At 71.6% G+C, this 21,764-nt stretch carries 21 protein-coding genes; 14 read left to right on the top strand and 7 right to left on the bottom strand.

What is annotated here, in order from left to right; genetic code table 11:
* The first annotated feature begins 119 nt into the window (after nt 1-119).
* Together E4198_RS02265 and E4198_RS02260 are read left to right on the top strand one after the other, a co-directional pair.
* Nucleotides 120-1,325 carry a macrolide family glycosyltransferase gene (locus E4198_RS02265; protein ID WP_136181642.1) on the top strand — a complete coding sequence of 402 codons (1,206 nt, stop codon included), beginning with the start codon at nt 120-122 and terminating at the stop codon, nt 1,323-1,325.
* A 675-nt stretch (nt 1,326-2,000) separates the two neighbouring features.
* Nucleotides 2,001-2,954 (top strand): aldo/keto reductase, encoded by a 954-nt coding sequence (locus E4198_RS02260; protein WP_247597516.1) that lies wholly within the window; start codon nt 2,001-2,003, stop codon nt 2,952-2,954.
* A 72-nt stretch (nt 2,955-3,026) separates the two neighbouring features.
* Here the strand turns inward: E4198_RS02260 and E4198_RS02255 are convergent, their stop codons facing one another.
* The 3 genes from E4198_RS02255 to E4198_RS02245 all read right to left on the bottom strand — a co-directional run bounded on the left by E4198_RS02255 (nt 3,027) and on the right by E4198_RS02245 (nt 5,192).
* On the bottom strand, nt 3,027-3,395 hold the full coding sequence (locus E4198_RS02255) for an ANTAR domain-containing protein (protein ID WP_136181641.1): 369 nt from the start codon (nt 3,393-3,395) through the stop codon (nt 3,027-3,029).
* Nucleotides 3,396-4,061: 666 nt separating this feature from the next.
* Nucleotides 4,062-4,685, bottom strand: coding sequence for a hypothetical protein (locus E4198_RS02250; protein WP_136181640.1), 624 nt, complete (start codon nt 4,683-4,685; stop codon nt 4,062-4,064).
* Between the two features lie 93 nt (nt 4,686-4,778).
* The gene (locus E4198_RS02245) at nt 4,779-5,192 is read right to left on the bottom strand and encodes a thioesterase family protein (RefSeq protein WP_136181639.1); all 414 of its coding nucleotides are present in this window, start codon (nt 5,190-5,192) and stop codon (nt 4,779-4,781) included.
* Nucleotides 5,193-5,384: 192 nt separating this feature from the next.
* Between E4198_RS02245 and E4198_RS02240 the strand changes: the two genes are divergently transcribed.
* Nucleotides 5,385-6,101, top strand: a complete 717-nt coding sequence (locus E4198_RS02240; RefSeq protein ID WP_136181638.1) for a lytic polysaccharide monooxygenase — start codon at nt 5,385-5,387, stop codon at nt 6,099-6,101.
* A 118-nt stretch (nt 6,102-6,219) separates the two neighbouring features.
* On the opposite strand, the gene E4198_RS02235 is transcribed toward E4198_RS02240, so the two are convergent.
* Together E4198_RS02235 and E4198_RS02230 are read right to left on the bottom strand one after the other, a co-directional pair.
* Nucleotides 6,220-7,416 carry a M20 family metallopeptidase gene (locus E4198_RS02235; RefSeq protein ID WP_136181637.1) on the bottom strand — a complete coding sequence of 399 codons (1,197 nt, stop codon included), beginning with the start codon at nt 7,414-7,416 and terminating at the stop codon, nt 6,220-6,222.
* 39 nt (nt 7,417-7,455) lie between these two features.
* Nucleotides 7,456-8,781 carry an MFS transporter gene (locus E4198_RS02230; RefSeq protein ID WP_136181636.1) on the bottom strand — a complete coding sequence of 442 codons (1,326 nt, stop codon included), beginning with the start codon at nt 8,779-8,781 and terminating at the stop codon, nt 7,456-7,458.
* A 158-nt stretch (nt 8,782-8,939) separates the two neighbouring features.
* Between E4198_RS02230 and E4198_RS02225 the strand changes: the two genes are divergently transcribed.
* The 3 genes from E4198_RS02225 (at nt 8,940) to E4198_RS02215 (ending at nt 12,430) form a co-directional block, all read left to right on the top strand.
* Complete coding sequence (locus E4198_RS02225) at nt 8,940-10,013, top strand: Lrp/AsnC family transcriptional regulator (RefSeq protein ID WP_168711352.1); 1,074 nt, start codon at nt 8,940-8,942, stop codon at nt 10,011-10,013.
* A 135-nt stretch (nt 10,014-10,148) separates the two neighbouring features.
* Nucleotides 10,149-12,026, top strand: coding sequence for a hypothetical protein (locus E4198_RS02220; protein WP_136181634.1), 1,878 nt, complete (start codon nt 10,149-10,151; stop codon nt 12,024-12,026).
* A complete protein-coding gene (locus E4198_RS02215; RefSeq protein WP_136181633.1) occupies nt 12,026-12,430 on the top strand; it encodes a hypothetical protein in 405 nt (134 codons plus the stop codon). The genes E4198_RS02220 and E4198_RS02215 overlap by 1 nt, the downstream gene beginning before the upstream one ends.
* A 53-nt stretch (nt 12,431-12,483) precedes the next feature.
* On the opposite strand, the gene E4198_RS02210 is transcribed toward E4198_RS02215, so the two are convergent.
* Entirely contained in the window at nt 12,484-12,963 is a 480-nt protein-coding gene (locus E4198_RS02210) for an ATP-binding protein (RefSeq protein WP_247597515.1), read from the bottom strand.
* Nucleotides 12,964-13,126: 163 nt separating this feature from the next.
* Here E4198_RS02210 and E4198_RS02205 point away from each other — a divergent pair, with 163 nt between their 5' ends.
* The 5 genes from E4198_RS02205 (at nt 13,127) to E4198_RS02185 (ending at nt 17,083) form a co-directional block, all read left to right on the top strand.
* On the top strand, nt 13,127-13,972 hold the full coding sequence (locus E4198_RS02205; RefSeq protein WP_136181632.1) for a helix-turn-helix transcriptional regulator: 846 nt from the start codon (nt 13,127-13,129) through the stop codon (nt 13,970-13,972).
* Entirely contained in the window at nt 13,969-14,181 is a 213-nt protein-coding gene (locus E4198_RS02200; protein ID WP_136181631.1) for a DUF397 domain-containing protein, read from the top strand. The genes E4198_RS02205 and E4198_RS02200 overlap by 4 nt, the downstream gene beginning before the upstream one ends.
* A gap of 5 nt (nt 14,182-14,186) precedes the next feature.
* Complete coding sequence (locus E4198_RS02195) at nt 14,187-14,690, top strand: GNAT family N-acetyltransferase (protein ID WP_136181630.1); 504 nt, start codon at nt 14,187-14,189, stop codon at nt 14,688-14,690.
* 142 nt (nt 14,691-14,832) lie between these two features.
* Complete coding sequence (locus tag E4198_RS02190) at nt 14,833-16,116, top strand: wax ester/triacylglycerol synthase domain-containing protein (protein WP_136181629.1); 1,284 nt, start codon at nt 14,833-14,835, stop codon at nt 16,114-16,116.
* A 511-nt stretch (nt 16,117-16,627) separates the two neighbouring features.
* Nucleotides 16,628-17,083, top strand: coding sequence for a hypothetical protein (locus E4198_RS02185; protein WP_136181628.1), 456 nt, complete (start codon nt 16,628-16,630; stop codon nt 17,081-17,083).
* Nucleotides 17,084-17,368: 285 nt separating this feature from the next.
* Here E4198_RS02185 and E4198_RS02180 read toward each other — a convergent pair whose 3' ends face one another.
* Nucleotides 17,369-18,946 (bottom strand): Na+/H+ antiporter, encoded by a 1,578-nt coding sequence (locus E4198_RS02180; protein WP_136181627.1) that lies wholly within the window; start codon nt 18,944-18,946, stop codon nt 17,369-17,371.
* 42 nt (nt 18,947-18,988) lie between these two features.
* Here E4198_RS02180 and E4198_RS02175 point away from each other — a divergent pair, with 42 nt between their 5' ends.
* From E4198_RS02175 to E4198_RS02165, 3 genes are all read left to right on the top strand, one after another.
* On the top strand, nt 18,989-19,255 hold the full coding sequence (locus E4198_RS02175) for a UBP-type zinc finger domain-containing protein (protein WP_136181626.1): 267 nt from the start codon (nt 18,989-18,991) through the stop codon (nt 19,253-19,255).
* Nucleotides 19,252-20,274, top strand: coding sequence for a P1 family peptidase (locus E4198_RS02170; RefSeq protein WP_136181625.1), 1,023 nt, complete (start codon nt 19,252-19,254; stop codon nt 20,272-20,274). Before E4198_RS02175 ends, E4198_RS02170 begins: the two co-directional genes overlap by 4 nt.
* Before the next feature lie 281 nt (nt 20,275-20,555).
* Entirely contained in the window at nt 20,556-21,710 is a 1,155-nt protein-coding gene (locus tag E4198_RS02165) for a glutathione-independent formaldehyde dehydrogenase (protein WP_136181624.1), read from the top strand.
* The last annotated feature ends 54 nt before the right edge of the window (nt 21,711-21,764 follow it).

Genomic DNA, 21,764 nt, shown 5'->3' with positions numbered 1-21,764 from the left:
GTACTCCTCGGTGCTCTCGACGCACGGCCCGGAGCGGTGGCGCAGGGGCGGACTGATGAAGTCCTCAGACATCATCCGGAGCGACGCCCGGCCGGTGCGTGCGCTGGCATGCTGCGGCCATGTCGGCGTACCACGTGGCTTTCATGCCGCTTCCCGAGTTCGGACACGTCAGCCCGACGCTCCCCATCGTCGAGGAGCTCGTACGGCGCGGGCACCGCGTGACCTTCGCGACCACCCGCAGGTTCGAGGAGAAGGTGACCGCCGCGGGAGCCCGGGCCCTGTGCTACGAGTCGTGGCTGACGTCCCGGAAGCTGCCGGACACGATGGACGCCGAGTACATGGTCCACGAGCCCGTCCGGTCGATCGACGAGGGCATCGCCACCGTCCCCGTGCTCGAGGAGGGGTTCGGCGACGACATCCCCGACGTGCTGCTGTACGACGTCAGCACGTTCGCCGCGGGCCGGGTGCTGGCTCGCAAGTGGAAGCGCCCGGCGATCGAGATGTTCGGGACCCTGGCGTCCAACGACACGTACTCGCTCACCCAGCAGATCGGGTCGCTGTTCGCCGACGAGATCGATCCGCACCATCCCGCGCTGATCGACTTCTTCGTCAAGCAGGGACAGTTGCTGAAGGACCACGGCCTGGCACACGTGACCCTGGAGGAGTTCAACGCGCCCGCCGACGAGTCGAACCTGGTGTTCCTTCCGCGTTCCTTCCAGCCCGCGCACGAGACCTTCGACGAACGGTTCGCGTTCGTCGGCCCCTCCGTGGGCAGCCGCGACGACGAGCCCGACTGGGAAGAGCCGGAGCCGGGCCGACCGGTCGCCCTGGTCAGCAGGGGCAGCATGCAGATCGACGGCCAGGCGGCGATCCTGCGCACCTACATCGAGGCGTTCGCCGGGACCGACTGGCACGTGGTGGTCGCGGCCGCCGACCATGTCGACCGGGACGAACTCGGGTCGGTGCCCGACAATGTGCGGCTGATGAGCTGGGTGCCCCAGCTGTCGGTCCTGCGCCGCGCCGACGTCTTCGTCTCCCACGGTGGGACCAACAGCGTGATGGAGGCGATGTACCTGGGCACGCCCGTGGTCGCCGTGCCCTACACGCCCGAACAGCACTTCATCGCCGAGCGGCTGGCGGAACTCGGCCTCGGGGCGCACCTGCCGCAGGACGAGGTCACGCCCGAGCGGCTGCGCACCGAGGCCGAGCGGCTCGTCGCCGACGAGAGCGTGCTCGCCGGTGTCCGTGCGCTGCAGCGGGAGATGCACGCCGTCGACGGCCCGGCCCAGGCCGCGGACCGCGTCGAAGCGGCCGCCCGCGGCTGACCCGCCGCGCGCCGGGGGAGGCCGGGGCGAAGGACGCCTCCCCTTCCGGCTCCGCCGCGTCCACCCCCTCGGCGAGCCCGTTCCCGTCCCGGTCCACGTCCGTGCCGCCGCGGCTGCCGGCTGCCGCCGACGGCGAGGATCTGCGGGCCTGCGCGGACGGCAGCTGCGAGATCGAGGTGCCCGGTCCCGTCACGCTGCCGCTCCCGGACCGCTTCGGCCTCGGCATGCTCCGGGTGACGGCTGTCGGCGACGAGGACGTGCGGATAATGACCACGCTCACGCGCTCCGGCTTCTCCAGCAACGGCGGCTGCGCCGCCACGGCATCCGCGACGGGAGCACCGTGCTCCGGATCCGGCCGGCGGGCTGACCCCCCGCCCCCCGGCCGGCGGCTGGTCAGCGGGTCGAACGTGGCGCACGTCGGACGTGGACGCGTCGACGTCCTGCTGCGACGGCGGTCCGACATCGCTCACGTAGGAGGTGACCGACGCCCAGCAGCGAGGCGTTGCCGAGCGCCACGGCGACCGGACGTGCCCGGGCTGCCCCTTCGTCGCGGTACGACCGGCGTGCAGCGGCCGGCCTCCTCGAAACAGGACATCGTTCGAGGCGCGGGCGGAGGCCCGGGGGCGTCCGGGGGCGCCGGAGCCCGTGCCGGAGGCGCCGTGCGAAGGTGGTCCGGTGACCACTCGACCCCGCGCAGGCAACGGACTCGTCTACGGATGCATGGGTCTCGGCGGCAGCTGGCAGCCGGAACCGTACGGTCCGGTCGACGTCGACGCCGCGGAGGCGGCGGTCGCGGCCGCGCTCGACAGCGGCATCACGACCTTCGACCACGCCGACATCTACCGGCACGGCAAGGCGGAGGCCGTCTTCGGCGAGGTCCTCGCCCGCAGCCCCGGCCTGCGCGAACGCCTCACCCTGCAGACCAAGTGCGGCATCCGTCTCCCCGACGGCGACCGTCCGGGCCACTACGACCTGCGGGGCGCGTCCGTCGTGCGTCGCGTCGAGGAGAGCCTGACCCGGCTGCGCACCGACGTCGTCGACGTCCTGCTGCTGCACCGACCCGACCCGCTCGCCGACCCCGACGACGTCGCGGAGGCGCTCACCTCGCTGCACCGGCAGGGGCTGGTGCGCCGCTTCGGCGTCTCGAACATGAGCGGCCCGCAGATCGCCCACCTCCAGGCGTCGCTGCCCTTCCCGCTGGAGGTGAACCAGCTGGAGATGAGCCTGCACCACCGGGACTGGCTGGAGTCCGGCGTCGTGGTCAACACCGCAGAGGCCGCCGGCAACGGCTTCCCGCACGGGACCCTTGAGCACTGCCGGGCCCACGGGGTCGCGCTGCAGGCCTGGGGTTCCCTCGCCCAGGGCCGGTACACCGGCCGCCCGGTCACCCCGGAGGACCGGCAGACCGCCGCGCTCGTCCGGCGGCTGGCCCAGGACAAGGGCACCACGCCCGAGACGGTGCTGCTGTGGTGGCTGCAACGCCACCCCGCGGCCGTCGTCCCGGTCGTTGGCTCCACCCGCCCGGAGCGCATCCGTGCCTGCCGTGACGCGGCGTTGGGCGCGCCCCGCCTCGACCACCAGGAGTGGTACGACCTGTGGCTCGCCGCCCGCGGCGCCCCTCTGCCCTGACCGGTCGCGTCACCACGGCCCTGCGCCACCACGGCATGGGCCCGCCGCGCCGGCCCGTTCGTCCGCTCCGGCTCACCTCCGGCGGCGCAGCGCGGCGGCGAGTTCCGCGCCGAGCGGCTGGGGCAGCCTGGTGCGGCCCTGTGCGGTGGCGACCAGCGCCATGGCGACGTCGCGCAATTTGGTGTTGGTGTGCTGCGAGACCTCCACCAGGACCTCCCAGGCGACTTGTGGAGGGCAGCGGGCCATCACCATCACCATGCCTCGTGCCTGGTCGATGACGCTGCGGCTCGCCATCGCGTGCCGCAACTGCGTCACCTCGGTGCGCAGCCGGTCGATCTCCGCCTCCAACTCGGCCACGGTGAGGCCGCATTCGGCCTCGCCGTCGGCCGGCACCCGCGCCGGTGAGGTCACCTCGCGGTCGGCGGGGTCGATCGTGCTCATTTCCTGATCCCTCGGGGGTGGTGACCGGAGACGACTCCGGTGCGTGGCGGTGGCGCCGGGGACCGGCCCGTCTGCGGCCGGGGGGCGTGTCGCGCCGCCCCGGACGTGCGGGCGCGCGGAAGGGCTGGCTGAAGGGCGCGTGACAGGGCTGAGGAAGGCCGGTGCTGCGGCAGAGAGGTGCGCCGGGGGTGGGGACCTGTCACGGCGTAGTGACGACCGTCGCCGGTGCCGGGCAGCTCGACCTCCCGTGCCGCTCAGGCGGGCACGGGCCGCCCCCCGTGGCTTGCGGAGCCGGGCAACGGGCAGGGCCGGGGGCGGCGCCGCGTGCGGGCGGCCGGCGGAACCGGTGTACTGATCACGGCGGGGTCCTCTCCCGTTCAACTGTCCGGACAAGCAGACAGCGCGGGAGAAGACACACCCGGCCACGGCGTCCCGAAAGATCCACGGGAGGTGCCCCGGCCTCGCACGGGGCCGCATCGGCTCCGCGCTGTGTGCCTCTCGATCTGAAGCACTAGAAGAAGTCGCCGCCCCCGCCGTGACCTGCGCGAACATCGCGTCGGTGAGGTGCCGGAGGAAGCAGAGACAGGCGTGGGAAGCCTACACCACCGGGAACGGAGTGATCTCGTTCCCGGTGTGCGGCTCCGCTGTGCCGGGCGGCGGACCCGGCTACTTCGGGTCGTCGTCGAACCAGGCGTCGAGGACGGCGTCCAGGTCCTCTGTCCACTGCTGGAGGGTCTTGCGGGTCGGCGCGATGACCTCGGCGTCGAAGCGGCGGTGCGGGTCCCGCGTGCCGACGGCGACCTCGAAGCGCTTCGCGAAACGGGAGGCGCCGATCTCGACGGAGCCGATGTCGGACCACCGGAAACGCGCCTCGGTGTCGTCCAGCCGGAACACCACGCCGCGCCCGTCCGCGAGGATCGCCCCCCGGTGGTCCCGCACCTCGAACGCGGGCCCTTCCGGCGGCTCTTCGTCGTCGTGCGGGTCGCGTTCCGCCGGTTCGTCGGCGTCCGCGGTCTCGCCGTCGGCCTCGGCCTCGTCGCCCGCCTCGTCGTCCGCCTCGGCCTCGTCGAGGGCCGCGCCGGGGGAGTCGCCGGTCCGGGGCGGCTCCTGCGCCTGCGGCTCGTCGTCCGGTCCGCCGTCGGTGGCGGGCTCAGCCTCCGCCACCGACGCGTCGGGGGACTGCTGCCGCTCCGCCGCCGCGGTGGCCGGTCCGGGCAGGCCGGGGATGTGCGTCGGGTCCGTGCCGGCGCTGAGCACGGCCGGTTCGGGGGATTCAGGTCGTTGCTCCACGGGAGACAGTATGGCCGTGCCGCCGCCCCCCGGGTCCAGCCGCCCCACCCTCCGGCGCGCGACTGTGTGTCCCGCGGCGCGTCCGGGGCGCGTTCAGCCCAGCAGGTCGGCCTGGTCGGCCAGCGACCGCAGCCGTTCGGCCGGGTCGGGGACGAGCTTGCGCGTGGCGAGGTCGAGGATGCCGGCGAGGGCCGTCACCTCCGCGGCCACGGCGCCGTCCACGGTCAGGATCTCCTGCCGGATGCGGAACGTCCGGCTCCGGGTGAACTCGAACCCGCAGGTGACCCGCACGTCGTCGCCGCCGCAGAGCTCACGCCGGAACTTCAGCGTGGTCTCCAGCGCCACCGGCCCGACCCCGTCCGCCAGGAGCTTGTCCTGCGGCAGCCCGGCCGCCCGCAGCAGTTCCCACCGTGCGTGCTCGGCGTACTGGAGGTAGACGGCCTGGTTGAGGTGCCCCTGGGTGTCGAGTTCGTAGCCACGCACGGTGACCGGCACGGAGAACGTCATGCGGACGCCAACGTCCGAGGACCGGGGTCTATTCCGGGGCTTCCGCGATCCGCGCCGTACCTCTTGACGGGCCCCGGACAATCATTAAGGTCTAGACCAGCGGCGAGGTTGGTCTGTTCCTTTGGCTGCTCCTGCGGACCCGCTTCGCCCCCACCCCCTGGCCTGTGCGTCCTCGACAGCGAAGGAGTCGGCATGAACCCGAAGCGAAGACTGGCGGCCGTGATCGGTGCGGGCATCGCACCCCTGCTCGCGGTGAGCCTCCCCGCCCAGACGGCCAGCGCGCACGGCTACGTCTCCACGCCCCCCAGCCGCCAGGCCCAGTGCGCGGCAGGCGACGTCGAGTGCGGCCAGATCAAGTACGAGCCGCAGAGCGTCGAGGGACCCAAGGGCCTGCGCAGCTGCAGCGGCGGGAACCAGCAGTTCGCCGAACTCGACGACGACGGCAAGGGCTGGCGCGTCACCCCGGTCAGCAGCTCGACGCACTTCTCGTGGACCCTGACCGCCCGCCACGCCACCAGCACCTGGCAGTACTTCGTCGGCGGGCAGAAGATCGCCGAGTTCAACGACGGCGGCGCGCAGCCCGGCGCCACCGTCACCCACCGGGTCGACTTCGGCGGAATCTCCGGGCAGCAGAAGGTCCTCGCCGTCTGGAACATCGCCGACACGGCCAACGCCTTCTACGCCTGCATCGACGTCAACATCGGTGGCGGCGGCGACCCGGGAGACCCCGGTGACCCGGACCCGGGCGACTGCACCGCGCCCGCCTGGAACCCCACGGCCACCTACCTCGGCGACGACCGCGTCACCTGGGAGGGCCACACCTGGCGCGCCAAATGGTGGGTCAAGGGCGAGGAACCCGGCACCACCGGCGAGTGGGGCGTCTGGGAGGACCTCGGACCCTGCGCCTGACCCTCACCGACCTGCCCGGGGCCAACGCGCCCCACTCGTGTGGGAACGGCAACCTGACGGCCGTTCCCACACGACCGCGCACGCCCCGGGCGCGGGCGCGGACGTACGGCGCGCCGCGTCAGACTCCCGCGGCCGTACGGTCCAGGGCCAGCCGCGCGTAGAGCGCCGCACCGTCCGCCAGCACCGCGTCGTCGAACGCGGCGTGCGGCGAGTGGTTGTTCGCGGAGGACTCCGGGTCGGCCCCTGCGGGCGGGGCACCGAGCATCGTCATCGCCCCCGGCACCTCGTCCAGGACCCGCGAGAAGTCCTCGGCCCCGGCCAGCGGGTGCGCCATCGGCTCGAAACGCTCCTCGCCGTGCAGCTCGGCGACGGTCCGCTCGACGAACGCCGCCTCCCGCGCGTCGTTGACGGTCACGGGGTAGAGCTCGGTGAACTCCGCGTCCACCCGCAGCCCGTGACCCGCGGCGATGCCTCGGCACAGCTCGACCGTGCCGTCCTTCAGCCGGGCCTGCGTGGCGGGGGAGAACGAGCGGACCGTCGCCTCGAAGGTGGCGGATTCCGGAATCACGTTCTGCTTGGTGCCCGCGTGGAAGCTGCCGACGGTGAGCACGACCGGGTCGAAGACGTCGAAGGTGCGGCTGATCCAGGTCTGCAGCGCGGTCACCATCTCGCACGCCGCCGGCACGGGGTCGGCGGCGCGGTGCGGCATCGAACCGTGCCCGCCCGCGCCCCGGACGGTCACGGTGAGCACGTTCGACGCAGCCATCGCCGGCCCCCCGCGGGTGAAGAACCGGCCGGAGGCGTGCCCCGCCGACAGCACGTGCACCGCGTAGGCGGCGACCGGGCGCGTCCCCGAGGCGTCCAGGACACCGTCCTCGACCATCAGCCGCGCCCCGTCGAACCCCTCCTCGCCCGGCTGGAACATGAAGACGACGTCGCCCGCCAGCCGGTCCCGGTGCGAGGCCAGCAGACGCGCGGCCCCGGCCAGCATCGCCGTGTGCAGGTCGTGGCCGCAGGCGTGCATCGTGGTCCCGGTCCGGGAGGCGTAGTCCAGTCCGGTGCGCTCCTCGACCGGCAGGGCGTCCATGTCCCCGCGCAGCAGCACGGTGGGCCCCGGCCGCGCCCCGCGCAGCACCGCCGTGACGGAACTGAGGCGCCGTCCCGTCGTGACCTCCAGGCCCAGCCCGTCGATCTCGGCGAGCACCTTCTCCTGGGTGCGCGGGAGGTCGAGTCCGGTCTCCGGGTGCTGGTGCAGGGCGCGCCGCAGCCGGACCAGGTCGTCCTGGACGGCGGCGGCGTCCTCGCGCAGATTCATGGTGTGCCTCCAGTCGCTTCGTACGGGTGGGCCCGGCCGTCAGGCGTGCGCCGGGCGGCGGATGAGGAAGGTCGCTGCGAAGGAGACGGCGCACGCCGCCGCCGCGAGCCACGGCACCATCGCGATGTGCCCGGCGCCGGCGAGTGCCTCCGCGACCATCGGGAACGTGCCGCCGAACAGCCCGACGGCGGCCGTGAACGGCAGGCCCATCGCGACCACCCTGATCTGCACCGGGAACAGCCGGGCGAAGAAGACGTTGAACAGCGCCAACGGCGCGGCCAGGCAGAGTAGGTGCAGGACCGTCGCCACCCACACCGGCAGCACCTCGGCCTCCATCGCCTGGAAGACGGGCACGGTGCAGAAGGCCAGGAGCCCCAGCCCGGTGCGCACGGTCCGGGTGGATCCGACGCGGTCCGCCAGGATGCCGGACGCGGCCATCGCGACGATCAGCAGCGTGAGCGGCACCAGCATGGCGGCCGTGCCCTCCGCGCCGGAGCTGAGACCGAGCCGTTCGGCGTACTGCGGCAGGTAGGTGGTGCCGAAGTAGTAGCTGACCGTGATGCCGAGCGTCGTGAGGAACACGGCGGTCATGTTCCGCGCCGAGGTACGGAACAGCGCGCGCCGCTCCGCCGCCGCCACCGCGGACGGGGCGTCCGTCGTCCCCGCTGTGAACTCCTCGGACTCCTGCGCGGTGCGCCGCACCCACAGCGACAGCAGGCCCATGAGTCCCGCCACCACGAAGCCGATGCGCCAGCCGCCGTCCGCCACGCCGTCCTCGCCGAGCACGGCCAGCATCACCGTCAGCACGCCGAAGCACAGGATGTTGCCCAGGATGATGCCGCTGTAGCTGATGCCGCTGTAGAGGAAACGGAGCCGCTTCGGCGCGGTCTCGGTGACGTACGCGGCGACGCTCGGGTTCTCCCCGCCCATCGACAGGCCCTGGACCAACCGGATCGCGACCAGCAGGAGCGGTGCCATCACCCCGATCTGCGCTGCCGTGGGCAGCGCGGCCAGCAGGAACGACGCACAGGAGATGAGGATCATCGACAGCATCAGACCGAAGCGGCGCCCCCGCCGGTCGCTGATCCGGCCGATGACGTAGGACCCGAAGGGCCGCACCACGAACCCGACCGCGAAACCCAGGTAGGCGCCGAGCAGCTTGGCCACCGGATCGTCGCCGGGGAACATCTCCGAGGCGAAGTACGGGGCGAGGACGGCGTAGATCGTCCAGTCGAACGACTCCACGACGCCGCCGACGGTGGCGGCCAGCAGCTCCCGCCGCCCGTTCCCGCCCCCCGTTCTCGAGTCCTTCGTCGCGGGCGGTGCGGCTGTCGCCTGTGCGGACACCGAGCCGGTTTCGGCCATGGTGTGTCCCTCCCTGTCGGTGGAGTGCGGCGCGCCGACCGGGGCGTGTGCCCCGGAGCACGTGGGTTGCAGGAAAAGGTGGAGGGTGGCGACGGATACGGGAAGGTCTAAGCTGCACATCGCAGGAATCCCGCAGAATCAACGCCGGAATGCAGGATATGGACACCTCCGATCACCCTCCCGGGCCGACGGCCGGCCCTCTCAACGCCCACGACGAAGCGCTGATCCACGCGCTCCAGATGGCCCCCCGCGCCTCCTGGAGCCTGCTCGGCAAGGTCCTCGGAGCGGATCCCGTGACCGTGGCCCGCCGGTGGGAGCGGCTGCGCGGCACCGGGCGCGCCTGGATCACCGCATACCCCGGGCTCTTCCTGCGCAAGAGCCTCGAAGTGGCGCTGGTGGAGGTCGACTGCCGGGCCGGGCGTGTCGAGGCCGTCGCCGACGCCCTCGCGCGGGAACCCCAGATCGTCACGGTCGAGCACATGGCGGGCGGCCGGGACCTGCTGGTCACCGTCTTCGCCCCCGGGCTCACCGGCATGTCACGGCTCATCCTGGACCGGATGTCCCGGCTGCCGGGAGTCGTCGGGACCCGTGCCCAGCTGGCCACCCAGGTGTTCGGCGACGGCAGCCGATGGCGGCTGCGGGCCCTCACCGAGCAGCAGCAGAGCCGCCTCCGGGTCGCCGCGCCCGCGCCCGGCCCCGCCCCCGGTCCGGGCCCCGCAGTGGGCCGTACGACCCTGCGCCCGGACGCGGTGACCCGTGCGCTGATTCCCGCCGTCGCCGCCGACGGACGCCGCTCCGCGTCGGAGCTGGCCGCAGTGGCGGGCGTGAGCGCGGCGACGGTGCGGCGCAGGCTCCACCAGCTGATCGAGGCCCGCGACCTCGTACTGCGCTGCGAGGTCGCTCGCGAGCTCACCGAGTGGCCGGTGTCGGCCACCCTGTGGGCGAGGGTCCCGGCCGACCGGGTTGCCGCGACGGCACGCGGCCTGCTGTCCATGGCGGAGGTCCGCCTCTGCGCCTCCGTCACCGGACCGCAGAACCTCCTCTTCACCGTCTGGCTGCGTTCCGTGGCCGACGTGCAGCGCCTGGAGGCACAGCTCGCCGAGCACCTGCCGGAACTGACCCTGGTGGACCGTGCCATCGCGCTCCGGCAGACCAAGCTGATGGGCCGCCTGATCAGCCCCGCCGGCCGCGCGGTGGACGTCGTCCCCCTGGACATCTGGGCCCCCGGCTGACCCCGACCTGAGATCGGGCTTGGACAGTGGAAGACGTCTCTGTAGCCGGCGTCTACGTAGCTGGCATCTACGAAGATGTCGGCTACAGAGACGAGTGCTGCTCGACCCGGCCTGCACGGCCGTCACAATCTCGGAGTGGCGCAAAATGCCCGCTTCCGTGTTCTGCCCTCTTTCCTCCCCTGGCGTGTGGCGGGCACCGTGGTGCCCGCCACGGGGGACTGCGAGAGGCGGGGGATGGGGCTCGGCACCGGTTTCGAGAGCATTGACGACGGCGAGGCGCTCGCGGCGGAGCGTGAGAGGAGATCACGAGTCAGCCTCCGCAAGCCGCCCACGATGCCGAGGCCAACCTCCTCGCCGGAGGAGGCGGGCACTCACGAGCAGCGGGACGCGACTGAGGATCTATCTCCCGAGAATGCGCTGTCCGACGTCGCCGGCTGGCTGTGTGCTGCTGCGTACTTGCGGCACGACCATGTTGCTGCAGTCGCCCGGATCTGTTCGCGCTATGCGCGTGTCGCACCGCGCGTGTTGTGGATCGTCCTCACGCATCGGCGAGTGAAGCGCAAGCCCGCGCTGAAGAAGATTGCTGGGCGTCTCACGGCTGACAAGGATCAGCCGGGCATCCTGCTCGGTCACGAATACGCGAGCTGGGTGCGGCGCCGAATCGCGGTTGGCCATCCGGTGCCGCCGCACGGCTTCCACCTGACTCCTGTACTTCAGACGGCTGCGACGGCGGAAGGACTCACTCACCTTCGACGGCTCCTGCTGTGCGTGGCCGTGGTCGGGACTATCGTCGCAGGCGTCCGATTCGACCTCACTGCAGCCACCGGGGCTGCCCTCGCCGGAGGGTGGGCCGCCTGCTATATCGACCGGATGTGTGCACGCCGTCAAGTACGGATCGGCCGGTGGGCATCTCGGCGGTCCGGTTCGGACCTGCGGTGGTGGGTGGGGCGGAAGCGCCGTCTGGCGCTCCACCGTTCACCGCCATTCCGCGATGGCCGTGTGGTTCCCTACCGTCTCAACCTTCGCCGGTACCGGTCGCCCACCCATGCCGTCGTGGGTGCGGGGCGGCTTTGGTCGGAGCACGCGATCGGCATCGATGTGGCTCCGGCAGTGCCGGCCGATGTGAAGCAGAACGAGACAGAGGAGGAGCGTCTCGTTCGCCAGGTTTTTCGAAGCGTTGCCGACATGGTTCACGGCAATACCCGTGGTTTCGAGCCGTTCACTCCGGACGAGTTGCATCGCCACGTGGGTGAAGAGCTCGAGAAGTTGCTGGACCCGCAGTTGGACTACCAGCCTGAGAACCGGCTCGATACGTTCGATGTGGCAGCCGTGTCGGCGACGGACTGGGATCGGATCAGTCAGGCCGAATGGGATTCTCTTCAGACGTTGGCTGCCGACGGTGCCCAATCGTTGGGCGCGGCCCGGGAGACTCAACGGGCACGCAGACTCTTGTGCACGCGCATTGTGTCCTGGGACGGAGACCTGGTCACGCTACTTTACGTCAGTTTCGCATACGAGCACCACTATCTCCGGATCACAGTGCGCCCGCACGTGGTCAACCCTGTCAACACCCGGCTCAGGAAGGCGCTCGCGGCTGCGAGACGCAGCGGGCCGCGTCGAGAGGCTCAAGAGGCGCTCAATGCTCTTCTCGACGTGTTCGTGCTACTCGGTCGTCTCCGCCGGCCTTTCACCCGTGCCCGTCCGGAGGAAGACAGGGAGGACCCCGCAAGCCTGCGAGAGGCATACTCCTGTAGTCGCATGGACGACATGCTGCAGTACGACGACGCCAGGCGTCATGTCGCGTGGATGGAGCGCTGCGTCTTCCGAGCCGTCCTCGATTTCCTCCAGAAGAAGGGGGTTGATGTCAGCGCCTTCCTGAATCAAGCCACCTACATCCTCCAGAACTCCGGCGTCGTCAACACCGGAGCCATGGGCGACGTGCAGAACCGACCCGGAGAATTCCACCCGACAGCGACGATGAACTCCTCCCCCTTGCCCGAAGGAGGCGCCTGATGAGCATCTTCAACCGCCGCTCAGCCGATCCCGCATCGCGCGGATTCCATAACTCCGGAGTGGTGAACTCCGGATCGATGGGCAACGTTCAGAACCAGCCGGGAGCTGTCGGCTCCCACCAACGCCAGATTGACGTCGCCGCCGCTGAGGACGCTGTGGCGAAGTGGCCTCAGCTCATGGAGAACCTCGAGCAGGCCCTGACGGATGGGCAGGATCACGTCACCGATCCTGAGGTGTGCCGTTCCCTGCTCACGATCCTCCGCGAGCAGGACCTCTCCCGTGCGGAGGACCAGCAGATGGCGCGATCACTTCTCGGCAGACTCTCCGAGAGGTGTGGAGGGGCTCCCGGCATCTCGACCCTGATCGCTTCGGGAATGTCCCTGCTGAGCGTGGCTATGGGGTGAGATCCAGCTTGGCCTGCACGGGGAATCCCTCCTGGAGCACCCCGAGCCAACTGTCACTCTGGATGGTTCACGTCGTACTCCGCCCAGACCGTTTTGCCGGGCGCGCCGACGCGGCGGCGGTAGTCCCAGCGCGACGCAAGGCCGTTGACCAGGACGAGGCCGCGGCCCCGGGTGGAGTCGGTGGGCGGGGTCAGGGCGACCGGGATGCGTTCGGAACGGGTGTCCGTCACCTCGACACGGACGGTCGCCGGTCCCACCGTCGAGAGGTCGAGGCGGAAGTCCCGCCCGGCCACGCGGCCATGGCACGCGGCGTTGTTGCACAGCTCCGCGACGATCAGCGTGAGCGCGTCGTGTGCGGTGCCGCCGTAGGGAAGCCCCCACGTGTCGAGCCATTCCCCGGCAAGGCGCCGGGCGAGCCGCACCCCGCGCGGAGTGGAGCTGAAAAGCATGCTGAAGTGCCGTGCGGGCCGCAGGACGTCGCTCCTGCGGTCCGAGAGGCCAGGGCGAACGGGGGAGGTGAACTCACTGGTCATGCCTTCATCGTTCCGCCCGACGGCGTAGCGTGACCAGGGGTGACCCGCTGCACATGAGCCTTTGTGTGCGGTGCCCTGCGCCCTGTGTGCGGTGAGCGGCGTGACGGGCCGTCACCTCCGGGTGTTGGCCGGTAGAGGCGGTTGCGTGGGGACGAGAGGTGCCATGGCGAACGGTGAGTACGAAGGCGCGGGAGACGGTCCCGACGACGAGGGCGGGACGGGCGTCGTCACCGCCTTCGGGCGGCAGTTGAAGCTGCTCCGGACGCGTGCGGGCCTGGACCGCTCCGAGTTCGGCAGCAGCACAGGCTATGCGGCCCCGACCATCGCGGCGTTCGAGCAGGGACGCCGCATCCCGCCGGCCCGGTTCATCGACCGGGCCGACGAAGTCTTGGACGCCGGGGGAGTGCTCAAGGCCCTGAGGGAAGAGGTGCTCCGGGCCCAGTACCCGTCGTACTTCCGGGACGCGGCAAGGCTGGAGGCGGGTGCTGTCGGAGTGTGCGTCTACGCGGCACATCTCGTTCCCGGACTGCTGCAAACGGAGGACTACGCCAGGGCGGTCTTCCAGTGGCAGCGGCCATTGCTGGAGGAGGACGTGATCGAGCAGCGGCTCGCTGCCCGCATGGCACGCAAGGAGGTCTTGAGCCGTCACCCGGCTCCACTGCTGAGCTTCGTGATCGAGGAAGCAGTCCTGTACAGGACCGTCGGTGGCTCTGCGGTACTCGACGGGCAGTGCGACCACCTTCTCGACCTCGGACAGGCCCGCAACGTCGAGATCCAGGTCATGCCGACCACCTGCAAGGATCATGCAGGTCTCGGAGGCCCGTTCAACCTGATCCAGACCGAGGACGGGCGGCGCATCGCCTACACGGAGGTTCAGGACGACAGCCGTCTCTACACGGACCGACGCAAGGTCCACGAACTGGAGGCGCGCTATAACCTGTTGAGGTCGCAGGCACTCACTCCCAGTGAGTCGCTGGCCTTCGTCGAGAAACTGCGGGGAGACGCATGACACTTCAGGGCGCCGAGCCGACCGTGCCCGAGTCTGCTTGGTCGAAGAGCAGTTACAGCAGTGGCGGGGGCGGCGAATGCGTGGAGGTCGCCGCCGCTCTCGCCACCGTGCACGTGCGTGACTCGAAGAACCCTGACGGGCAGGTACTCACTGTCAGCCCGGCGGCCTGGAGCCCTTTCGTCCGGCTGGTCGGCGATCGGCTCGGCTGAGGAACATGCCCGCGTACGCGACGATGCCGTTCCATCTGGAGACCGAGCGGCTGCTTCTGCGGCCGTGGGCCGAGTCGGACGCCGAACCGCTCCGCGACCTCCAGTCCGAGCGCGGCAACGGGACGCCGACCCTTGAGCACACCCGGGCGGTCATCGCGAAGCAGCTCGCTGCAGCGGCGACGACAGGGATCGCCCTGCTGCCCATCGAGCGCCGCGACGAAGGCGACTTCATCGGCTACTGCGGGCTGATCGTCGGCCGTACCACGGTGGAGGAGCCCGAGATCGCGTACGAGCTGTTCCGGCGCGTGCACGGGCGCGGCTACGCCACCGAGGCGGCCACCGCGGTGCTCGGCGCCGCCACGGCGACCGGGCGGCAACGCCTCTGGTCCACCGTCGGCACGTGGAACACGCCGTCGCTCCGTGTCCTGGAGAAGCTGGGGTTCGCGCGGGACCACGTCTCCACCGAGGACCGCGGCGACATCGTATGGCTCACCCGCGCACTGTCGTGACGTGGGCCGGAGGCCCGGGGCAACGGTGACCGCCGCTCCGGGGCAGCGTGTACGGGCTCGCGGGCCGGTGACGGCGAAGCGCGGAGCCGTCGCCAGCCGTGACGAAGTGGCCGGCCCCTGTGAACCGCCTTATGGTCGATGCGTGGCGGAACCGAAGCGGCTCAGCCCCGACGACGCCCGGCTCCTTGCCCTCGAGTCGGCGGCGATCGCCGGCCACACGCTGAAGATGATCGTGGTCGAGCCCGGCCACGACGCGATGGACCTCGATCGGCTGCGCGCCCACGTCGACGCACGCCTCGGCTCCGGGTCACGCGGCCGCGAGCGGGTGGCGCTGCCCGAACCGCACTGGATCACCGACGACGCGTTCGACGTCGCCGCCCATGTGCGCCGCCGCGACGGCACGGCCGGGATCGACGAGCGCGGCGCGTGGGCGGTGGCGGGTGAGCTGATGTCCGAGCGCCTGGATCACCGTCGCCCGCTGTGGGCGTTCGACCTCGTCGGTCCGCTCGCCGACGGCCGTGAGGTGATCGTCTCGCGGATTCACCACGCGATGGCCGACGGCATCAGCTGTCTCCGGTTCCTCGACGAGGTCCTGTGGGAGCAGGCAAGCGGCGCCCCGCCTTCGCGCCGAACCGCGCCCGCCCCGTCGGCTCAGGAGGCGGTCCGCACGCGCCGTCATGAACTGCGACGGCTCCCGGCCACCCTGGTGCGCGAGTTCGGCCACCGGGTGAGGAGGTCCGCCCTCGACCGCGAGATCGGTGCCGCGCGCGAACTCGCCGTGACCTCCGTGCCGCTCGCCGAACTGAAGGCGATCGGCACCTCGCGACCGACCCGGGCCACGGTCAACGACGTCCTGCTCGCCTCCGTCTGCGGCGGTCTGCGCGCCTGGCTGGGCACCGTCGGAGGCCATGCAGTCCGGCTCCGCGCCCAGGTCCCGGTCAGCCTCCACCACCGCGAAGAGGACCCGGCCGACCTGGGCAACCGCGACTCGTTCCTGAACGTCGACCTGCCGCTCGCCGAGCACGATCCGCTGGCCCGGCTCGACCGGATCAGCGGCGAGACCGCAGTCCGCAAGGCGGCAGGTGACGCTCAGGAGCTCTACGACCTGTTCCACGCGCTCGCCCGCTGCTCGCCGTTGGAGCGTGCCGCCGGACGCATCGCCGCCGGCCCGCACGAGTTCAGCCTCGCGATCTCCAACGTGCCCGGCCCGCGCGGCGCGCTCACGGTGGTCGGGCGGCCGGTGGGAGCCCTGCACTCGGTCGCCGAACCCGCGCAACGGCACGCCCTGCGGGTCTCGGCGCTCTCCTACGCGGGAACCGTCGCCGTCGGCGTGTGCACCGACCCCGAGGCACTGCCCGGCATCTCGGGCCTGGCCGACGCCATCGGCGCCTCCCTCACCGAACTGCGTCACGCCGTCTCCGGCTGACACCCGCCGGCCCCTAGGAGCCCCACCGGGCCCAGGCGTAGCTACGCCGGAGACTTTCCAGCGCACACCGACGTGGGGGAAGGCGTCCGGGAAGAGGAGCAGCCCCTCGGCGAATGCGCTAGACCGGGGGGCGGCAACAGGTTGTGATCGCACGATACGATCGGCGTGATTTTTCCATTCGAGGATCGCGGTGTGTGCTGCGGTCCGGCTGGGCCAGTGCTGTTTGTCGATGAATTCGTTCTTCAGCGTCGAGAAGAAGACGCGGCCAGTGCGTTGTTTCAGCACTGAGCAGAGGTAAGCACGGGGGAACGGACACAGGCCGTGGCGGGGAACCGTGGAGTGGGCCGAGAGGTTCGCCATGCACAGAAAGGGCACGATGGACAGCAGGATCTGGCGGGTGGGAGCGGTCACTGGAGCGTGTCTGGCCCTGACAGCAGGTGGATACGCCGTCGGCGAGTACCGTGGATCGCACGCGTCGTTCGAAGGGTCTGCCGGAGGCGCGTGCACTCGCTTGACGGATGCCCGCAACCTCGACGAGATGAACGTCATCGCTCCTACCGGGCAGATTTTCTCGGTCCATGAATCCGTCCTGAGCAGCCGAGGCCGCTACAGCGGCTACTGCGCGGTGAGCGCTGGGGGAGACCAGGTGCTCTCGATCGTGGTCGAGTTCATGGCGCTGGGGAGCTTCGATGCCTGGAAGAAGAAGATGGGTGACGATTGGGTCCCACCGCAGGGACGCAGTCGGCTGAATGCGGCGGGCGGCGGATGGACGGGCCCCTCGGACGCGGCTGTGTTCGTCCCGTGCACCTTGGCCAACCCGAGCAGCATGGCAAGGGACGGCGGGATCTCCGTTACCGTCAGGACGAACGACGGCGCCAACTACCAGGAGCAGGTGACCACGATAGTCGAGCGCGCGGCCAAGGTGGCGGCTTCGTCGAGTGGGCCTTGCGTTACATCGACTGACTGAACCTTGCGACGAGAGCGTCGGCACCGATACTCAGACGCTCCGGGCGCACGGCGAAGGAAGAGCCGGAGGGGCGGCCCCAGGTGTCGGGGCCGCCCCTCCGCGTATGAGCCGCCGTCCTCAGGACTGGGGGCGGCTGCCGTGGTTGGCGCCGTTCTTGCGGCGAGCCTTCTTCTTGCGGCGACGCTTCGAGGACATCGCGACCTCCTGTTCCACTGGACTGATCGGTGCTGGATCAGGGGTATCACGTGGGGGCGTGCCCGCGCGAAACCCGGGCCCCACAGGGGGCTACTCGCGTTCCAGGGCGGCTTCCTCGAGGTCGAGTTCGCGCATGACGCGGCGCATGACCTCCTCGTCGATGCGGCGCTCGTTCCGGAGACGGACGAAGACCTCGCGTTCGGCGGCGAGCATCTCGCGGCGCAGGCGGCGGTGGACGACGCTGGGGCGTTCGACCCCTTCGGGGTCGGGGCGGCCGAGGCGTTCCCATGCGGCGTTGCTGCGGTCTTCCGCCTGGCGCCGCAGGCTGTCCAGGACGGGCTGGTGGGCGGGGGTGTCGTCGGAGAGGGCGTCGAGGCGTGCGAGCGCGGCGCGGGCCGCGTTGTGCTGGGCCTCCGCCTCGTGCAGACGGTCCAGGTAGTCCTCGCCGCCCTGGACGCCCAGGCGCCGGATGAGGGCGGGCAGCGTGGTGCCGTGCAGCAGCAGGGTGGCGACGGTGACGAAGAAGGCGAGGAAGACGATCTCCTCGCGGGCCGGGAAGGGCGCACCGGAGTCGACGGTCCGCGGGATCGCGAACGCGGCGGCCAGCGACACCACGCCCCGCATCCCGGCCCAGGACAGCACGGTCGGGTACTGCCACGGAGGCGCCGGGTCGCGGGCGCGGAGCCGTGCGGAGAGCCGACGGGGCAGGTAGGTGGCGGGGAAGACCCAGGCGAAGCGGGTCAGCACGATGACGACGGTGAGCAGCGCGCCGGCCACGAGGAGGTGCGGGAGGCCGGTGTCGAGGTCCTCGACGATGCCGCGGAGCTGGAGGCCGATCAGTGCGAAGACGAACGCCTCCAGGACGGTGTCCGCGGCCTTCCACACGGCCGCGTCCTGGAGCCGGGAGGCGGCCGCGACCTCCGGTGCCCGGTGACCCAGGTAGAGCCCGGCGACGACGACGGCGAGCACGCCCGAGGCGTGCACCTCCTCCGCGACGAGGTAGGACCCGAACGGCACCAGCAGGCCGAGCGCGCCGGCCAGGTCGCCGGGCAGGACCCGGCGGAGGCGGTGCACCGTCCAGCCGACGGCCCAGCCGATCGCCGCCCCGCCCAGCGCCGCCAGCGCGAACACGCCCAGGCCGGACAGCAGCGTGTACCCGGCGCCGACGACGGAGGCGACCGCGACCCGGAACGCGGTGAGCGCGGTGGCGTCGTTGACCAGGCTCTCGCCGCTCAGCACGGTCATCACGCGGCGCGGCAGCCCCAGCCGGCGGCCGATCGCCGTGGCGGCCACCGCGTCCGGCGGGGAGAGGACGGCGCCGAGGACGAGCGCGGGACCGAGCGGCATCCCCGGCACGATCCACCACGCCGCCAGGCCGATCATCAGCGTGGTGAACAGCACCAGGCCCACCGCCAGCAGGCCGATGGGCCGCAGGTTGTCGCGGAAGCGCAGGTAGGAGCTGTCCAGTGCGGCCGAGTACAGCAGTGGCGGGAGGACGAGCAGGAGGACCAGTTCCGGTTCGATCCGGTAGTCCGGGATGCCGGGCAGGAACGACAGCGCGAGTCCGACGGCGACGAGCAGCAGCGGAGCGGACACGCCGAGGCGGCGGGCCAGCGCGGAGACGGCCAGCGCTCCGGTCAGCAGCGCGATCAGCGCGGGGCCTTCCACGTCACGATCCTCCCGACGGCGCGTTCGTCGTACCGTTACAGCATGGCCGCCTGCCACGATCTCGCCGACGCGCCGGAGGACACCGCCCCGGCGCCGCCCACCGACGGCTGTGCGGACTGCCTCGCCGAGGGCCGCCGCGACTGGGTGCACCTCCGGCTCTGCCTCGCCTGCGGGCGCATCGGCTGCTGCGACAGCTCGCCGGGCCGGCACGCCTCGGCGCACTACAGAGCGGCCGGGCATCCCGTCGTACGGTCGTACGAGCCGGGTGAGGCCTGGCGCTGGTGCTTCACCCACGCGGCGATGGGATGAGCCCGGCAGCGGGGGAGCGCCCGGCGCGGGCGCGCGACCTCGGCCTGCTGGCGGACGCCGGCACACCGGGGCCGCTCGGCGCGATCACCGACGTGCCCGGCGTGGCCGTCGGGCACCGCACGCTGCGCGAGCCGCCGAACGTGCACACCGGTGTGACCGCGCTCGTGCCTGCCGGGATCGGACCGGTCCCCGGCGGCCGGCGCCCGGCCGGGCTGTTCGCGGGAAACGGCTACGGGAAGCTGATCGGCGCCACGCAGGTCGCGGAGCTGGGCGAGATCGAGTCGCCCGTCGTCCTCACCTCCACGCTGTCCGCCTTCCGTGCGGCGGACGCCGTGGTCGGCTGGATGCTGGACCGGTCCGACTGCGCCGACGTGCTGTCGTTCAACCCGTTCGTCGGGGAGTGTAACGACGGCCACCTCTCCGACATCCGGCGCCGTCCCGTCCACCAGGAGCACGTGCGGGACGCGCTGGCCGCAGCGCGCGGCGGCCCGGTCGAGGAGGGGTGCGTCGGCGCCGGGACGGGCACCTGCGCGCTCGGCTTCAAGGCCGGTGTCGGCACCGCCTCCCGCCTCGCGCGGGTCGACGGCGAGCAGGTCACGCTGGGCGTGCTCGTCCAGGCGAACTTCGGCGGCACGCTGCGCGTCGGCGGCGTGCCGGTCCGTCCGGAGGCGGAGCCGCCGCCGGACGACGGCTCCTGCATGATCGTCGTGGCCACGGACGCCCCGCTCGACGCCCGGCAGCTCACCCGGCTGGCGCGTCGCGCCGTGTTCGGACTCGCCCGCGTTGGGGCGTCCTACGGGCACGGCAGCGGCGACTACGCGCTCGCGTTCACCGTCCGCGAGAGCCCCCGGCCGGTCCCGGACCGGCACCTCGACCCGCTGTTCGTCGCCGCGCTGGAGGCCGTCGAGGAGTCGGTGCTCAACGCCCTGGGCGCGGCCGTCACCACGACGGGACGTCTCGGCCGGGTCGCCCGGGCCGTGCCTCACGCCCGCCTGCGGGCGGCCGTGGGCGGGTCCTGAGCACTCCCCGGTCCCGTTCGGGCGCGGGGGCGGCACGCGAGGTGCGCGGGACGGACCGGTCGCCTCGGCGGCACTCTCTGGACTCTGGCCCGCGCACCGGCCGCTGGGCCCTTCCCGGAAATCGCGGGTGCACCCGGCGGACGGCGGGGTACTCGGCGGCGCGCCAGGGTCCGGGGCGGACGTCCCGGAGGGGGCCAGGCCGGCTGAGCGAGGGCGGTCTCACCGGGAGACGCACCACGTGCAGCGGGCCGTAGCCGACAAGCCACCGCAGGAGGTGTGCCGTGAAAGCAGTCGTCTACAAGGAGCCGTTCGACGTCGCCGTGGAGGAGGTGCCGGACGCGAGGATCGAGCAGCCGACCGACGTGCTCGTCAAGGTCACCACGTCCTGCATCTGCGGCTCCGACCTGCACATGTACGAGGGGCGCACAGGCGCCGAGCCGGGCATCGTGTTCGGCCACGAGAACATGGGTGTCGTCGAGGAGGTCGGCTCCGGCGTCGCCACCGTGCGCAAGGGGGATCGCGTGGTGATGCCCTTCAACGTCGCCTGTGGCTTCTGCAAGAACTGCCTGGCGGGCCGGACGGGCTTCTGCCTCACCGTGAACGAGGGGTTCGCCGGCGGGGCGTACGGCTATGTCTCGATGGGGCCCTACCGGGGAGGGCAGGCGGAGTACCTGCGCGTGCCGTTCGCGGACTTCAACTGCCTCCAGTTGCCTCGTGGCGAGGAACACGAGAACGACTTCGCACTGCTCGCCGACATCTTCCCCACCGGTTATCACGCCACCGAACTGGCGCAGGTGTCGCCGGGCGAGACCGTGTGCGTCTTCGGTGCCGGGCCTGTGGGCCTCATGGCTGCCTACTCGGCGATGCTCCGTGGTGCCTCCCGCGTGTTCGTCGTCGACAGGCAGCCCGACCGGTTGGGGCTGGCCGAGCGCATCGGTGCCACACCGATCGACTACAGCAGGAGGGACGCTGCCGAGCAGATCAAGGAACACACCGGTGGCGAGGGCACCGACAAGGGCATCGACGCCGTCGGCTACCAGGCCACCGTGCCCAGTGGCGAGGAACAGCCCGCCATGGTGCTCAACACCCTGGTGGAGTCCGTGCGGCCGACGGGCATGCTGGGGGTGGTCGGGCTCTACGTCCCCGCCGATCCCGGCGGCCCCACCGAGGCCGCGCAGCACGGCCAACTGCTCTTCGACGTGGGCCGGTTCTTCGAGAAGGGCCTGCGGATGGGTACCGGCCAGGCCAACGTCAAGGCCTACAACCGGCAGCTCCGCGACATGATCATCAGCGGCCGGGCGGAGCCGGGGTTCGTCGTCTCCCACCGCGTGCCCCTGGCTGAGGCTCCCGACGCGTACCGGCACTTCGACCACCGTGACGACGGGTGGACCAAGGTGCTGCTAGCGCCGGGCACCAACGGCGCGACGGCGGCCTGACCGCCCACGGCCCGGGACGGCGACGGTCCTCGCCCACCGCTCCGGGCCCCGGCG

The organism is Streptomyces sp. RKND-216, assembly GCF_004795255.1.
Lineage (GTDB): Bacteria > Actinomycetota > Actinomycetes > Streptomycetales > Streptomycetaceae > Streptomyces > Streptomyces hazeniae.
Note: the sequence above shows the minus strand (reverse complement) of the source record. Positions and strands in the feature narration are given on the sequence as shown.

Excerpts from the sequence above, each read along its gene's own strand:
- E4198_RS02265 (WP_136181642.1), top strand. The coding sequence starts at position 120 with ATGTCGGCGTACCACGTGGCTTTCATGCCGCTTCCCGAGTTCGGACAC.
- E4198_RS02255 (WP_136181641.1), bottom strand. The coding sequence starts at position 3,395 with ATGAGCACGATCGACCCCGCCGACCGCGAGGTGACCTCACCGGCGCGG.
- E4198_RS02245 (WP_136181639.1), bottom strand. The coding sequence starts at position 5,192 with ATGACGTTCTCCGTGCCGGTCACCGTGCGTGGCTACGAACTCGACACC.
- E4198_RS02240 (WP_136181638.1), top strand. The coding sequence starts at position 5,385 with ATGAACCCGAAGCGAAGACTGGCGGCCGTGATCGGTGCGGGCATCGCA.
- E4198_RS02235 (WP_136181637.1), bottom strand. The coding sequence starts at position 7,416 with ATGAATCTGCGCGAGGACGCCGCCGCCGTCCAGGACGACCTGGTCCGG.
- E4198_RS02230 (WP_136181636.1), bottom strand. The coding sequence starts at position 8,781 with ATGGCCGAAACCGGCTCGGTGTCCGCACAGGCGACAGCCGCACCGCCC.
- E4198_RS02225 (WP_168711352.1), top strand. The coding sequence starts at position 8,940 with ATGGACACCTCCGATCACCCTCCCGGGCCGACGGCCGGCCCTCTCAAC.
- E4198_RS02215 (WP_136181633.1), top strand. The coding sequence starts at position 12,026 with ATGAGCATCTTCAACCGCCGCTCAGCCGATCCCGCATCGCGCGGATTC.
- E4198_RS02210 (WP_247597515.1), bottom strand. The coding sequence starts at position 12,963 with ATGACCAGTGAGTTCACCTCCCCCGTTCGCCCTGGCCTCTCGGACCGC.
- E4198_RS02205 (WP_136181632.1), top strand. The coding sequence starts at position 13,127 with ATGGCGAACGGTGAGTACGAAGGCGCGGGAGACGGTCCCGACGACGAG.
- E4198_RS02200 (WP_136181631.1), top strand. The coding sequence starts at position 13,969 with ATGACACTTCAGGGCGCCGAGCCGACCGTGCCCGAGTCTGCTTGGTCG.
- E4198_RS02195 (WP_136181630.1), top strand. The coding sequence starts at position 14,187 with ATGCCCGCGTACGCGACGATGCCGTTCCATCTGGAGACCGAGCGGCTG.
- E4198_RS02175 (WP_136181626.1), top strand. The coding sequence starts at position 18,989 with ATGGCCGCCTGCCACGATCTCGCCGACGCGCCGGAGGACACCGCCCCG.
- E4198_RS02170 (WP_136181625.1), top strand. The coding sequence starts at position 19,252 with ATGAGCCCGGCAGCGGGGGAGCGCCCGGCGCGGGCGCGCGACCTCGGC.